At 63.2% G+C, this 14035-nt stretch carries 13 protein-coding genes; 5 read left to right on the top strand and 8 right to left on the bottom strand.

The window, feature by feature from the left end; genetic code table 11:
* Positions 1–140 precede the first annotated feature (140 nt).
* Positions 141–644: a membrane protein gene (locus tag RMET_RS20480; RefSeq protein ID WP_011518461.1), complete on the bottom strand. Its 504-nt coding sequence runs from the start codon at positions 642–644 to the stop codon at positions 141–143.
* 276 nt (positions 645–920) lie between these two features.
* Between RMET_RS20480 and RMET_RS20475 the strand changes: the two genes are divergently transcribed.
* Both RMET_RS20475 and RMET_RS33650 read left to right on the top strand, forming a co-directional pair.
* Positions 921–1109 (top strand): hypothetical protein, encoded by a 189-nt coding sequence (locus tag RMET_RS20475; protein WP_008644630.1) that lies wholly within the window; start codon positions 921–923, stop codon positions 1107–1109.
* An 87-nt stretch (positions 1110–1196) separates the two neighbouring features.
* The gene (locus tag RMET_RS33650; protein ID WP_155714372.1) at positions 1197–1364 is read left to right on the top strand and encodes a hypothetical protein; all 168 of its coding nucleotides are present in this window, start codon (positions 1197–1199) and stop codon (positions 1362–1364) included.
* 7 nt (positions 1365–1371) lie between these two features.
* Here RMET_RS33650 and RMET_RS20470 read toward each other — a convergent pair whose 3' ends face one another.
* Positions 1372–1557, bottom strand: a complete 186-nt coding sequence (locus tag RMET_RS20470) for a rubredoxin (protein ID WP_008644636.1) — start codon at positions 1555–1557, stop codon at positions 1372–1374.
* A 110-nt stretch (positions 1558–1667) separates the two neighbouring features.
* Positions 1668–5639: a DUF748 domain-containing protein gene (locus RMET_RS20465; protein ID WP_029309830.1), complete on the bottom strand. Its 3972-nt coding sequence runs from the start codon at positions 5637–5639 to the stop codon at positions 1668–1670.
* Between the two features lie 323 nt (positions 5640–5962).
* Between RMET_RS20465 and RMET_RS20460 the strand changes: the two genes are divergently transcribed.
* Complete coding sequence (locus RMET_RS20460; protein ID WP_011518458.1) at positions 5963–7273, top strand: MFS transporter; 1311 nt, start codon at positions 5963–5965, stop codon at positions 7271–7273.
* 103 nt (positions 7274–7376) lie between these two features.
* Here RMET_RS20460 and RMET_RS20455 read toward each other — a convergent pair whose 3' ends face one another.
* Positions 7377–8450: an extracellular catalytic domain type 1 short-chain-length polyhydroxyalkanoate depolymerase gene (locus RMET_RS20455; protein WP_011518457.1), complete on the bottom strand. Its 1074-nt coding sequence runs from the start codon at positions 8448–8450 to the stop codon at positions 7377–7379.
* Between the two features lie 367 nt (positions 8451–8817).
* On the opposite strand from RMET_RS20455, the gene RMET_RS20450 reads away from it, so the two are divergent.
* A complete protein-coding gene (locus RMET_RS20450) occupies positions 8818–9477 on the top strand; it encodes a Crp/Fnr family transcriptional regulator (RefSeq protein ID WP_011518456.1) in 660 nt (219 codons plus the stop codon).
* 30 nt (positions 9478–9507) lie between these two features.
* On the opposite strand, the gene RMET_RS20445 is transcribed toward RMET_RS20450, so the two are convergent.
* The 4 genes from RMET_RS20445 to RMET_RS34545 all read right to left on the bottom strand — a co-directional run bounded on the left by RMET_RS20445 (position 9508) and on the right by RMET_RS34545 (position 12524).
* Positions 9508–10353 (bottom strand): DUF2950 domain-containing protein, encoded by an 846-nt coding sequence (locus tag RMET_RS20445; RefSeq protein ID WP_011518455.1) that lies wholly within the window; start codon positions 10351–10353, stop codon positions 9508–9510.
* Between the two features lie 2 nt (positions 10354–10355).
* The gene (locus RMET_RS20440) at positions 10356–11768 is read right to left on the bottom strand and encodes a DUF3300 domain-containing protein (protein WP_011518454.1); all 1413 of its coding nucleotides are present in this window, start codon (positions 11766–11768) and stop codon (positions 10356–10358) included.
* A gap of 91 nt (positions 11769–11859) precedes the next feature.
* A complete protein-coding gene (locus RMET_RS20435) occupies positions 11860–12177 on the bottom strand; it encodes a hypothetical protein (protein ID WP_011518453.1) in 318 nt (105 codons plus the stop codon).
* Positions 12178–12299: 122 nt separating this feature from the next.
* Positions 12300–12524 (bottom strand): transposase, encoded by a 225-nt coding sequence (locus RMET_RS34545; RefSeq protein WP_196776423.1) that lies wholly within the window; start codon positions 12522–12524, stop codon positions 12300–12302.
* Positions 12525–12591: 67 nt separating this feature from the next.
* On the opposite strand from RMET_RS34545, the gene RMET_RS20420 reads away from it, so the two are divergent.
* Positions 12592–13778 (top strand): IS3-like element ISRme13 family transposase gene (locus RMET_RS20420; RefSeq protein WP_085960481.1). Its coding sequence is split into 2 segments (ribosomal slippage): positions 12592–12847 and positions 12847–13778, totalling 1188 coding nucleotides; the frame shifts between segments, so codons are not numbered across the junction.
* Positions 13779–14035 lie beyond the last annotated feature (257 nt).

The raw sequence follows: 14035 nt of genomic DNA, 5'->3' as shown, positions 1-14035 counted from the left end.
ACAATAAAAAATGGCGGAGGGGAAGCTTACTTCCCGATCCGCCATCGTGGCCACGCGCGGCCCCGTGTAGTGGCAAAGTGCGCGACGCAATCAGACCATCAGCACATGATGTATTCGGTACAGAATTTCACGGCAGGTATCTAACGAGATACACCGCGCGACTCCAGCTTCCAGTAGCAGATGGCGATGGCCATCCCGAAGATGAGGTGCCCTACCAGCGTATGCCAGCCACGCTGGTCGACAAACCACGGGAAGGCGCTTGTCATCACGTAGAAGTTGAACATGTACACCACCAGGCCAAATACCGCCCCGACCAGTAGCGACATGCCGACGCTCGAATCGAGCTGGAACGGCGCGATGATCGCGCACAGCACGCAGCCGAGTATCGCGCCGAGCACGAAGTGAATAATCAACGCTGCGGCGACCGTGCTGACGCTGAAGAACGAGTTCTGCAGAACATCGCGCCCGAGCACGATTGCGGCAACCATGCGCGTGGTGCCCCATGGGTGAACGCCGGCCACCATCGTCGACCAGAACATCTCCACGACGATCAGCAGCGCACCGGCCGCGAGCCCGGACACGGCGGCCGCCGTCCAGTCCGGCAGGCGACGCATGTAGTGGTGCGAATGCATATGTAGTTCCATAGCGTCCTCCAGTCTGCTTCAGTCTGCTTTGGTGACCCCGTGCGTCCAGCATAGGACACTCGTCATCAATACGGCTGACACGACAGGAAAACCGCGTGGGAAACCGTCCAGGTGCGCTGTCAACGGTACAAACGGCTTCGGGCCAAGTCTCGCGCGAGATACTTGGCAGAGCATGACATGACGCAAACAGTACGGGACAACCCCAAGCACTACAGCCTTGTATTCGCCACACACTGCCTATACTGGAAGAACAAAGAAACAAGATAGGAGACCGCCATGCTGCATCTTCAGTTACAGGCGCACGATCTTGTATTCCTGATCCCCATGGCACTCGTCGGCTTGTTGGCGATGGGCGCGATTCCAGTTGCGGCCAAGGCGTTGCGTATCAGTTGCCGTTGCGCCGGCGCGATCCTGGGAGTCCTGCTTGGGGTATTGGTGCTGGAAGCCCTGCCACTGCTGATCTAGCGATCGGCGATCGAACAGGACACCAGTTAGAGAGAGAACGCCGCCAGGCAAGACGGCCAGAGCGGCTGCAGGCGAGAAGGAGGCGCGATGTCTCTTCTTATGCTCGCCACCGTGATGGTGGCGCTGCTGGTCGTGACTGTGGGCACGGCATTGTGGCGCTGCAGCCACCCATACCGGATGCGCTATACGCGCTGCGCGCAAAAGCGACGGCGCGCGGGCATCTGTCGATCGGCGACCCAGCGCGAAGCGCCTTGACCTGACCTCAGATCTCGATCATCGAGAAATCGCCCTTACCGACATCGCATTCCGGGCAGCGCCAGTCGTCCGGGATGTCTTCCCAGCGCGTGCCTGCGGCAATGCCTTCTTCGGGCAAGCCCAGTTCCTCGTCGTACACCCAGCCGCAAATCAGGCAAACCCAAGTCTTGTAGGCTACTGCTTCCTGCTGCACATCTCGCTCCCGATATCGATTCAAGTTTCGGGGCGCATGATACGCGGTTTTCGATGACGGTCACCACGCCGGCGTTCGAGCATTTCGTTCAAACGCCGGCACGCGTCCCATCATTGACGGATTGAGAAATCGACGCGGTTGGGCTTGCCCTTGTCCTTGATCCCTTCCGCGTTGAGCTTCGGCGCGGTCAGGAACAGCCTGGCGTTGGGCACCTTGCCATCGCGCTCGAGCGCCTGCTTGACCGTCAACGCCCGCTGCTCCGCCAACGCGCGCAGTTCCGTATCGGTCACGGGCGCATGTTCGAGCAGCAGCTTCTCCATCTCGGCCGGCGGCAACGACTTGGTCAGGCCGATGAAGTTGCGGGGCTTCTTGAACGACTCGCGCTTGTACACCGCTTCCAGGTACTTCGGATATTCCTGCGGCGATACGGTGACCGTGGCGCCCTGCTCGCCGCCCTCGCCCTCTTCCGCCTGCGCGCCTGCCTGTGCCGAACGGCGCAGATCACGCTGCTTGGCTTCGGCGACGCGCTGGTTCAGCCAGACGCGGCGCGCGCCATCGGCATCGGTGTCGGGGTCGATCCGGCCGCTGATTTCCAGATTGAGCGAAGGCCGGTCGGCGAGCGCCTTGCCGATGGTCTCGATCTTCTTGTGCGCGTCGTCGGTCAACGTGGAAGAACCCGGCGCGAACTCGATATAACCCAGCTCTTCCGCGTTGCCGCCAAATGCATGGGCAATCAGCGCGAACGGCGAGGTGATCGCCTTGGCCAGCAGGTTCACGATCACGCGCAGGATGACACCGCCGATGCTGAACTCCGGATCAGACAAGGAGCCCGAGACCGGCAGGTTGATATCGATCACGCCATTGCGGTCCTTGAGCAGCGATACCGCCAGCAGCACGGGCACCTTGACCGCGTCGGGGCTGTCCACCTTGTCGCCGAACGTGAGCTGGTCCAGGTAGAGGTGGTTCTTCGCATCGAGCTTGCCATTCTCGATCTTGTACGCCACATCGACATTCAGCTTGCCCTTGGTGATCGGGTAGCCTGCGTACTTGGCCGCGTAAGGCGTCAGACGCGTCAGTTCCACGCCGTCGGCCTTGGCGGCGATATCGAGGAAGAGCTGTTCGCCCAGCGGATTGATCTTGCCGCTGATATTGACGGGAGCATCATCGTCGAGCCGGCCATCCAGCACCAGATCTGCCGGCGTCGGATCCCCCGTGGAGACCTTGGAGATCGACCCCTTCATGCCGGTCAGGTTGGCAGAGTAATTCGGCTTGATGAAGAAGTCCGAGAAGTTGATGTTCCCCTTGTCGATGGAAACACCACCCAGACGGATAACCGGCTTGGGCCCCGCTGCCTGCGCGGGTGCGGCCGCCGTCTCCGGCTTGGCCTCGGGCTTGGCTTCGGGTGCCGAAGCCGGATTCGCCTGGGTCAGGCTGGTCGACGGTGCTGGCTCGCCCTTTGCCGCGCCACCCGCCATCACGTCCTGCAGATTCAGCCGGCCATTGGCGTTCAGGATCACCCGGGCGTAGAAATCGGACAACGCCACGTTGTTGACTCCGAGCTGGAGCGGCCCCTTCGCATCATTCATGTTGAAGTCGACGCCGCTCACGGCCAGCGAGCGCCAACGCAGAAAGTCGTCGCCGGTGACACGGTCCACCGTACGCACATTACCGGCCATCACGTTGCCATTGAATCGCACCGCTATCGGCTTGCCGGCCGGTGCCTCGTAGGCAACCTTGCCCTTGAGCGTCAGCGCCCCGCTGCGCAACGCAGCGTTGAAACGGTCAGCCATGTAGGGCTGCAACGGCGCGATGTCGAGTTCGCGTAGATCGAGCTGCAATTGCGCGGCCGGGCCGGTCGGCGTGACCTGTCCGTCGATGTTCATCACGCCCTTGCGCCCGCTTTCGGCATGCAGTTTCATCGGCACCGCTCCCGGCGAGAGCGGCCAGGTCACGGTGCCGCTGGTGAATCCGATGTTGCGGAACTGGTGAATGACCGGGCGACCGCGATTGGCCTCGGCCGGCTCATAGTCCGCCAGGCGCGCGGAGCCGCCATCCACCGCCATCTTGCCGACGCGCACCTTCCAGCCCGGCCCTCCCGCGCCTCCGCCATTTGTCGCGGCCGTCGCCGCAGCCGGCGCACGCGCCCGCTTGCCGGCGGATTCGGCTGATTCGACGGCCCAGATTCGCGCCATCTCCAGCAGTTGGCCGCTATGGTCACGTGTTGCCGCGATCTGCGGTTTGGCCAGCGATACCTGCCCCGCTTCGAACGTCTGCTTGGCCAAGTCGAGCTGGATGTCGTCCAGCACGAGCTTGTCAGCCCTGAGCAGCGGCAGGTTGGCGCCCTCGGTGTCTGCCACGCGCTGGCTAGCGCGGTTGCCGCGTTGCGCGCGGCCCGCGCGGCCTTTCGGCGCCGGGCTCGCTGCCTTCGTCGCGCGATCATCGTTGCCAGCCGAAGCGGGCAGATTGACAGGCTCGCGAGTGGCCACGTAGAGCGGTGACAGTTCAAGCCGGGATTTCTCGAGCGTGAACTGGAACACCGGCTGCGACCACGCCATCTTGTAATTCAGCTCGGCATTGATGCCGGTATCACCGAACTGGCTGCGCAACTCGTGCGGCCACCACGCCGCGAAGCCTTGCGGGCGCACGCCCGCGGTTTCCAGCGTGCCGTTCAGCGTGCCTTTCTTGAGGTCGAGTTCCCCGGACTGCTTGATGGTCTGACCATCGGCGATCGTGACCGTGGCATCGAGTTTGGCAGGCTTGTCCCCGGTGCTGGCAAGGTTGGCGATATCAACATTCACGGGCCCGATGTCCAGCTTGCCCGGCCCCGAGGGCGCCATCGCATCGACAAACCCCAGTTTCGCGTCCTTGATCGCAATGCGGTCGACGGCGTAGGACCACGGCACCTCCTCGGCCTTGGGCGGCACCTGCACGCCCGATGCAGCAACCACCGAGGCCGGGGCCGGCGTGGCGGTCACCGGTGCGGCTGCGGGAGCCTTGGCCGGCGCTGACTTCATACCTTCCGGCAGGAAGGCCGTCGCCAGATCGAGCGCGCCGTCGGCACCTCGGGTTGCCAGCAAGCCGAAGCCGTCCAGTTCGATGCTCTTCACGTGCGCCTTGTGGGCCAGCGGCTCCACACGATCGAGGTCGACCGCCAGCCGTCCCGCCTTGACGAGCGGCGCGCCCGCATGGGTCACCACGTCGGCGTCGCGCAGGGCAATGGTTCCGGACACGTACAGGTCCTGCTTGTCCTTTTCTTGACGGAAACCCACATTGAGCCGGGTATCCACGAGCCCGCTCTTGACTTCAGCATCTTTCAGCTTTGGCGCGAACGCCATGTACTTCGCTACCTCGAGCCCATCCAGGTTGATGTTGAGGTTTGCTTCACGGCTGTCCGCGAAAGGCTGCATCGTGCCAGCCAGCGCCAGCGGCGACCCATTGATCTTCGCAAACAGGCTCGGCGCCGTGTTCAGGGTGACGTCGTGGGGCAGGTTGGACAGGAACGGCAGGGTCAGCGTGAAGTTCTCCACGCGCTGGACGGTATTGAGCAGCTTGTCCTCATAGACGAAGCTGGTATTCGTCACCGCGATATTGCTGACCGAGAATCGCGCAGGCTTGGCGTCGGCCGGCTTCGGCGGCAGCGCGGCAAAGCGTTCCTGCACATCGGCAAAGTTCATGCGGCCATTCGCATCGCGCAAGACGTGCACGGACAGCGCATCCACATGAAGGGAATCGATGACCGGCGCGAGGTGCCAGACCGATGCGGCCGAGGTCTTGGCCTCGGCCTCGCCGAGCGTCACCGTCGGCGTCTTGCCGTCGGGCTCGTAGATTGTCAGGTTGTTGATCGTGGCGGACAGACTGAACGGCCTCACATGCGCCTCGCCCAGTGTCACCTTGCGCCCAAGCGCCTCGGTGGCGTTTTTCTCCACCAGATACTTGATCAGCGGCGGCCCACCGAAATAGCCGGCCAGCCCGAATACGGCCAGCGCGGCCACCACGCCACCCGCGACGCGTACGGCCACGCGCCTGCGAGGCGTGGCCATGGCCGCCCCTGTCGCGGCCTGGATGGAATCCTTGAAAGCCATGTCACCCCAGAGTAGTTCGACCCCACGCAGGCTCAGCCCCATGCCAGCCCGCGCTTTGTGCCCCGGATTTCACTTGTTTTTCATTATGGAGACGGATTATGGCAGTGCAAAGGACGATTTAGTAATCCGATTTATACAAAATCAGGGATGCGACAGACCGATCTGGTATCGTTACGCCTTTGCGAAGCGTCCGTTGCCTGCCAGCCTGCTTACCCCGCCGGCCTCCGGTTCGCTCAGTTCGTGCTGTTATCCCTTCGGCCGTCCCCCTCCACGTCATCCGTGTTGCGCGCTTCGCATGTGAATGTATCCATGCGAGTCTTTTCATGTCCACCTCCAGCAGTACTGCCGGGGCTTCGGGTGCGCAAGGCGGCCATGCCGCTCGCCCGCTGACCGGTCAGGATTACAAGACGCTCGCGCTTGCCGCACTTGGCGGCGCGCTCGAGTTCTACGATTTCATTATTTTTGTTTTCTTCGCCAAGGTCATTGGCCAGTTATTCTTCCCGGCATCCGTGCCGGACTGGCTGCGCATGCTGCAGACCTTCGGCATCTTCGCGGCCGGCTACCTGGCACGCCCGCTGGGCGGCATCATCATGGCGCACTTCGGTGACCTGCTCGGCCGCAAGAAAATGTTTACGTTGTCGATTCTGCTGATGTCGGTACCGACGCTGCTGATGGGCCTTCTGCCGACCTACGCTTCGGTGGGCCTGCTGGCGCCGATGGCGCTGCTGGTGCTGCGCATCCTGCAGGGTGCCGCCGTGGGCGGCGAAGTCCCCGGCGCATGGGTGTTCGTGTCCGAACACGTGCCCCGGCGTCACGTCGGATATGCCTGCGGCACGCTGACTGCAGGTCTGACGGCCGGCATCCTGCTCGGCTCGCTGGTAGCCACAGGCATCAACGCCGTATTCGATCCGCAGGAACTCGTTGACCATGGCTGGCGCGTGCCGTTCGTGCTGGGCGGCGTGTTCGGTGTCGGCTCGATGTACCTGCGCCGCTGGCTCCATGAAACCCCGGTCTTCGCGGAACTGCAGCAACGCAAGGCGCTGGCCGCCGAACTGCCGCTCAAGACGGTCGTGCGCGACCACCGCGGCGCCGTTGTCATCTCGATGCTGCTCACGTGGATGCTGTCCGCTGGCATCGTGGTGGTGATCCTGCTGACGCCGACCTACCTCCAGACGCTGTACGGCTTCGACGCCCGCACCGCGCTGGTGGCCAACAGCGCCGCAACGCTGTGCCTGTCGATCGGCTGCGTGGTGGCCGGCATCCTGGCTGACCGCATTGGCGCGCGCCTGACACTTTCGATCGGTGGCGCACTGCTGGCTGCCACGGCCTGCGTGCTGTACACGACGATCGGCACCCGTCCCGACCTGCTGCTGCCGCTGTACGCCCTGGCCGGCTTCTTCGTCGGCACGATTGGCGCCGTGCCTTACGTGCTGGTGCACGCGTTCCCAGCGCAAGTGCGGTTCTCCGGGCTGTCCTTCTCGTACAACGTCTCGTACGCGATCTTCGGCGGACTGACGCCGGTGATCGTCTCGCTGATGCTCAAGAATGATTCGCTGGCCCCGGCCCACTATGTGGTTGGCGTCTGCATCATGGGTATCGTGACGGCGCTGTTCGTACGCAAGCGGCACGCCTGATCGCGCTCGCCACGCTTGCCGCGCTGGCACAATCGAAAAGGGGGAAGGCTGACAGCCTTCCCCCTTTTTCATTTGGGCGCGCTTCGGGCCCCGTCCTGCGTTGTCACGCCGCCCGCTTGTGCTGACGGAGAAATTGCCATATCAGCCAGCTCGCATCCGGGCCGATGCTGCTGTGGTACGGTACCGTGGCATCGCCGCCACTCCAGGCATGACCCAGCCCCCCCACTTCCACCAGTCGGACCAGATCGCGATTCCAGCGGCCAAAGCGCGCTTCGCGAACTTCGCCATCCTTGCCCAGCGGCGCATCGTTAGCGCTTTCGATCTGTCCGCCGAGGCTGCCACCCAGGCCGTTGTAGGCCAGGAACTGCTGCGTCAACAAACGCCCGTTGATCGGATGCACCGCTTCGTCCGCCATGCCGTGCAACACGATGGCCGGCATGGCCGGACCGCCGGGCGTCACGCCAGCAGCATCGAGCAATAGCGCGGGCTCGATCGCCGAGCCCTCGTGCATCGCCCTCAGGCCCGCCCGGGGCGAATCGGCCGCACCGATCACCACACCGGAGTGCAATCCCACGGCAGCGACCTTGTCCGGGTAGCGCAACGCCACCAGAGCCGCCATCGCGGCACCGGCCGACAACCCGGCAAGGTAGATCTCGCCGATACGTACGTCGGGCCGGGTTGCCAGTTCGTCGATCAGCAGTGCCAGCGCCTGTGCTTCGCGCCCGCCCTGCCCGGCCGCGAGGTCGAACCACTGCCAGCACCGATGCACGGAGCGCCGCAATGGCTGCTGCGGATAAGCCACCATGAATCCTTCGCGCTCGGCCAGCGCGTTCATGCGCGTGCCAGCCGCCAGGGCTTCAGGCGTTTGCTGACATCCGTGCAGCATCACCACGACAGGCAATGCGCCCTTGGCGCCGGACGGGATATAGAGGCGGTACGAGAGTTGCGGGACCAGTTCGCCGGGTAACGGCGTCAGGCCCAGATTCAGCGACTGCCAGTTGCCTGGCAATTCAGCCGGCCCGGCCTCGCCTGGCGCGGTGTGGCGCTGGCGATGAGTGGCTGGGGGCGCCAGTTCCAGACGCTCCAGCCATGTACGAATTTGTTTCGCGGGCTGAAACTGCGCGCGACGAATTTGTCGAAGCTGCGCATCCCAGTCCGGAGAGAGGCTTTTGGCCATATGAAGACTCCTGTTCGTCTTGAGAACGGGTCTCCTCCTTTCTTGTGCGATGCAGCATAACACAATCGACGAGGCGCTTTTCCGACATTGTCTTGAAGGCACAACATGAATTTTTGAAAGAATTCTCTACTTTCCGGGCACATGCTGACCTCTCCCCCTAAGAGGCCGCAAAAAAACTTATTACGCTTGTTTAAAAGAATGCAGATCGACTCACGATCAGCGATGTTCGTGGGCACTTATACTGTCGGGAAAAAATGTCCATCATGCCTGCCAGGAGGCAATACCACTGGACCACCAAGCCCCCAGCGCCTCATGCTGCACCCTGTGCCCGTTCCAGTCCGTTTGCGCAAGTGCACACGGAGGCACCTTGCTGCCCGACAGACCAGCATTAAGCCCCGAGCGCAAGCACCTGCAAGCCGGCGAGGCGCTATTCAGGCAGGACCAACCGGTACGCGCCGTCTACCCATTGCGCCACGGCGGCATCAAGCGGATGTACGAATCGGCACTTGGATGGCGGCAATTGACCGGCTTCATGCTCCCCGGTGACGTAGCCGGCCTCGAGCCGAATGACGCGCCGCAGTTCGGCACGAGCGCGATTGCCCTGCAGGCATCCGAATGCTGTGTGGTGCCACTGGAGACAGCGAAGCGCTGCGAGGAAGATCCGGCGGTTCACGCCGCCTTGCTCGCGCTACTTCACCGCGACGCCTTGCGGCAGCGCGAGTTGCTGGTGACCATCGGCTCAATGAAGGCCGCGCAGAGGCTGGCCATGCTATTGCTCGATCAGGCTGCGGAACACCGCCGCCGCGGCACCGACGGGGGAGAAGTCATGCTGGCGATGACTCGCAACGATATCGCCAGCTACCTGGGCCTGACGCTGGAGACGGTCTCGCGGCTTCTGTCCCGCTTTGCGTCCGTCGGGCTGATCACGGTGCGGCACCGTCAGCTTCGTATCGTCGACGAGAAAGGGCTGTCAGACGTCCACGCCGAAGCAGACCGCATCACGCTGCGCGGTCCGGATCCAGCTTAGACGCAATTGCCGGAGACTTCGGATCCGGAATCAGCGATCTGCAGCCCGCTCCCAACCCTCGGGCGAAAAGGCTCGCATGGCACCCGCGCGCGTGCCGGTACTCTTGCCTAGGTCTCGCTCGTAGAAACGGCGCTCGCTATCGACCATGAAGGAGTGGATGCCGCTATCACCGTAACGCGCGGGCCAGGCGATGAACGCGAACTTGGCGTCGCTGCCCTTCGGCGGTGCGATGATCCGATAGCGATAGCCGTAGAACGCTTCCTCCGGCGGCACCTCGGGGCCCATTGCCAAGGCATCCGGTCCAAGCGGGCTATCATTCTCGGCCGATGCCGATGGCCAGTACAACCCATTGGTCTTGCCGGGCGTACTCACGAGCTGATGGGCGTACTTGCCATTGCCAATCTGCTCCGCATAACGCTGCTGGGCATCGGCGAGCTGCAGCAACGTATCCATCGCCACGAGTTCGTTGCGCCCGATCCGACGGCGCCGCATCTCCTGCTCGCCGGCAGCCAGATCGAACTGCCAGCCGGTTTTACGCTTTGCCAGCGGAACCGGGAACGTCCAGCCGCTACCGCCCACCTCGATACGTGCGGCCTTATCGCCATCGGGCTGGACGGCATGATGGCTTGCCCAGGCGGCAAGGAAATCGTAGATGTCGTTCTGGCTGAGCCCCGGCGGCACCAGCTTCTCGTAGTTCGCGCCGAGCACCTGCTTCAGCGCATCAGGGTCACTGCGTGCCACTGCATCGCCGAACGCATCAGCTGCGGCATCCGGCGTCGGATAGACATGCTGGGCCAGAACGGGAACGGACATGCTCAGCAGCATCGCCAACGCGCCGGCACGCAACATGGATTCGAACCTCGATTGACGCTTCATCGTTACCTCCGGCCGTGACCAAGGTGACCGCCACCCGCACCTGCTCCACCAGCATGGCCCCCGCCCTGGAAGCCGCCACCACCACCGCCGTGGAAGCCACTACCACCACCGCCACCACCGCCGTGGATGCCCCCGCCAGATCTCGCCGGCGCGGAATGCTGCTGCACCTGGCCCGCGTTGTGTTGGAAGCCGCTGCGATCGCCCCGGTTTGCCTGCTGACGCATCCGGTCACCATTGCCTGCATCGCTGAACGCGTTATTGCGGTTGCTGTCACGCGCACGGTTGCGCGCATCGGCCTGATCGGCACGTTGACGATCCGCGCCAGCCGGCCGCGGATTCTGCCCGCCAGCCTGGCGATTCACGTTCGGCGCCGAATGTCCGGGAATCGACTGGCCGGTACGCCCCTGGAACGACTGGGCCGCACGCTGACGCTCTGCGTCGCGCTGGTTCTGCACACCGCCTCCGCCCTGACCCAGACGCTGCTGGTTCTGCACGCCACCACCTGCCTGACCCAGGCGCTGCTGACCACCCTGCGGGCGATTGGCCAGCCCCTGCTGACGCTGCGCGTCGTAGCGGTTCGCAACGTTCTGATTCCGGTACGGCACGTTGCCACGGTTCGCGGGATTGTGCTGCCAGTTCACGTTGGACCGATTGACGTCCAGTCGCTGATTCACGTTGATGTTGTTGTATCGATTGACGTTGATGTTGACGTCGTGGCTACCCCAGTTGAATCCGCCCCACATCGAATTCACAGCCGCCACGCCAAGCCCGAAGCCAATGCCGGCCACCAGCGAGGTGGCGAACACCGATCCGGGTGGCGGCGGGTAGTAGGCCGGCGGATAGGCGGGATAGGGCCATGCGCCGTAGACCACGGTCGGGTTGTACGACGGCACGTACACCACCTGCGGACTGGCGGGCTCGATCTGGACGATGGTGGTGCCGCCGCTCTGCTGCGTGACCACCTTTTGCTGCTCGTTGGATTTGAGAGTGCCCGCCTTCTGCGCCTGTACGCGCAGGCGTTGCACCGAGTCCATCACGTCATCGGGCTGCGCCAGGAACGCATCGCCCACGCTCTCGACCCACTGCGGCTGGCGTCCCATCATGTCCATCACGGAGGGAAAAGCGGTGAGCGACTTCACGCTTGGGTCCCACGGCTCGCCTTCGACGGCCTTGGTGGCCGCATCACCCGAAAGACTCTGATTCGATTTCGACCATTCCGCGGCGGAAGCCACGTCCGCCGGATAGGTCGATGCCATGAGCACCTGCGACAGCAGTGCATCGGGATACAGCGCAACCGGTGCAAGCAGCTGGTCAAGCTGTGGCTTGTCCAGTTTGGCCTGCGCCAGTGCGCTGCTTGCGCCGGCCAGCAACATCAGCCCGAACGACCAGGCAAGGAAACGTCGCAAGTGGAACATGTTTGCTCCTGCAATGACGGATGTAACCACCATCCCTTTCGACAATCGCCTGGTCACACCCGGCATCATCCTGGCAACGGCGGATCAGAACTTACTTGCGTGACTGGGCGCACTCCTGCCGGTACGCCTCCTCGAGGCGCTTGCGATCCGGCGCGCGCTCGAGCGTGGAATAGGTCCGGCCATCTGCCGTCGTCACTGACGACTTGCCCTGCCCCCACTGCGGCCCCGACGGCAAGGCATTGATCTGGTCGAGTAACTGGCGGCATCGCTCGACCTGAGAGGCACTGAGCGTGCCCCCCGTATCCTCGACGGTGGACGTCGCAGGATCGAGCATGCGCGGCGGCAGCGGCGCGACTATCGGAGTACCCGGATCCTGCGGAGGCGCCGCATGAACCTGAGCGACAGACATCCCGAGCCACACCATTGCGCCTGCGGCAGCAAAAACCTTCTTCACGAAAAAACTCCAGAAACCAATGTCATGCGAGACATTGCAGTGGCAAGAGGAACCGGCTCGATGCGGCGACCAACCAATCAATGGCTTTTGCCATCGCCGTGCCTGCCGGTACGATTGCGCAGCAACTCAAGTTTGAGCAGTGCATCCGCAAGCATACTCTTGAGTCGCGCATTCTCCTCTTCCAACTGACGCAATCTGCGGCTGTCGGACGGGTCGTGTTGCCGTACCTTGCTGCCATACTTGGCCCGCCAACCGTAGAACGAGGCATCGCTGAAGCCATAACGCGCGCAGAGCTCCCGCACCGGCACTGAGCTTGCCCCCGCAAAACGAATCCCTTGCTGAGGTTAAACTGAAGCAAGGAGAGATGTGATGACAAGCAAGACAAAGCGGGCGCAGTACACGCTGGAATTCAAGCTGGAAGCGGTACGGCTGGTGAAGAGCGGGCAGAGCATGGCAGTGGTTAGCGCGACCCTGGGCATCAGAGCGCAGACGCTGCATAACTGGGTCAAGGCGGAGCGGGAAGGCAAGCTGACTGGTGCGGGTATGAAGCCGGTCAGCCCGGAGCAGATGGAGCTGGCCCGGCTTCGGGCGGAGGTGGCGCGCTTGAAGATGGAGCGCGATATTTTAAAAAAAGCCGCAGCATACTTTGCGAAGGAGTCGGTGTGAGGTATGCGTTCATCGAGCGAAACCGACGTTACTGGCCGGTCTCGGTCCTGTGTGAGCTGTTAGGGGTCAGCCCCAGCGGCTATCACCAGCGCAAGCAACGCACAGTAAGCACCGACAGGCCAGATAGAGGCCGACTCAGTGACGATGCCTTGTTGGCCCACATCAAGGCGATTCACGCCGGGGTCAAGGGGGAGTACGGCTGGCCGCGCATGTGGAAGGAACTGCTGGCGCGTGGGGTGCGGGTGGGCAAGGAGCGTGTTCGCAAGCTGATGGCGCTGCACGGCATCCGTGCCCGCCACAAGCGCAAGTACATCGCGACAACCAACTCGAACCACGATTTGCCGGTGGCCCCCAATCTGCTGCAACGCGACTTTAGCCCAGCAGCACCCAATCAAGTCTGGACGAGCGACATAACCTATGTGGCGACCGCCGAAGGCTGGCTCTACCTGGTGGTCATCATCGACCTGTTCAGCCGGCAGGTGGTTGGCTGGTCGATGCAACCACACATGAAGGCCGAATTGGTCACGGACGCGCTGCGCATGGCCTGGTTCCGGCGCCGCCCGGAAGCCGGTGTGATTGTGCACACCGACCGGGGAAGCCAGTATTGCAGCCATCTGTTTCAAGACGCCCTGAAGGCGTATGGCATGCGCTCGTCAATGAGCCGCAGGGGCGATTGCTGGGACAACGCGCCGACTGAGAGTCTGTGGGGGTCGTTGAAGGTCGCTCGCCTGCACGGTCGCCAGTTCGCTACCCGCCGCGCCGCAATGGACGAGGTAATTGACTGGCTTGGCTTTTATAATGCCAGCCGACTCCACTCGACGCTGGGCTACGTCAGCCCCATGACGTTCGAGAAAAACTGGTCCGCAGCTCAGCAACACCGGGCTGCCTAATTCCCTCGGTTATGGGATTCGTGGAACAGGGGCAAGGTCACCCGCACCGGCACCCCTTTGGCGGCCTCTTCTAGATACATGCGGATCTGTTCTTCCGAATAGCGTCTGTTCACGCAAATGTCTCCGCTCGCCGGCCTCCAGTCAGGCGCCCATGCGATCGCGCGCACGGCCCTCCCGCCTACCCTGCCCGTAAGGTAGCCCACCGCCCGCGCAAAAGGCAATTCAGTGTCTTCGCGGCACGAGTTAAGCAAATTGAA

Origin of the sequence: Cupriavidus metallidurans CH34 (genome assembly GCF_000196015.1) — a bacterium.
GTDB classification, from domain to species: Bacteria; Pseudomonadota; Gammaproteobacteria; order Burkholderiales; family Burkholderiaceae; genus Cupriavidus; species Cupriavidus metallidurans.
This window is presented reverse-complemented; position numbering and strand designations above follow the sequence as displayed.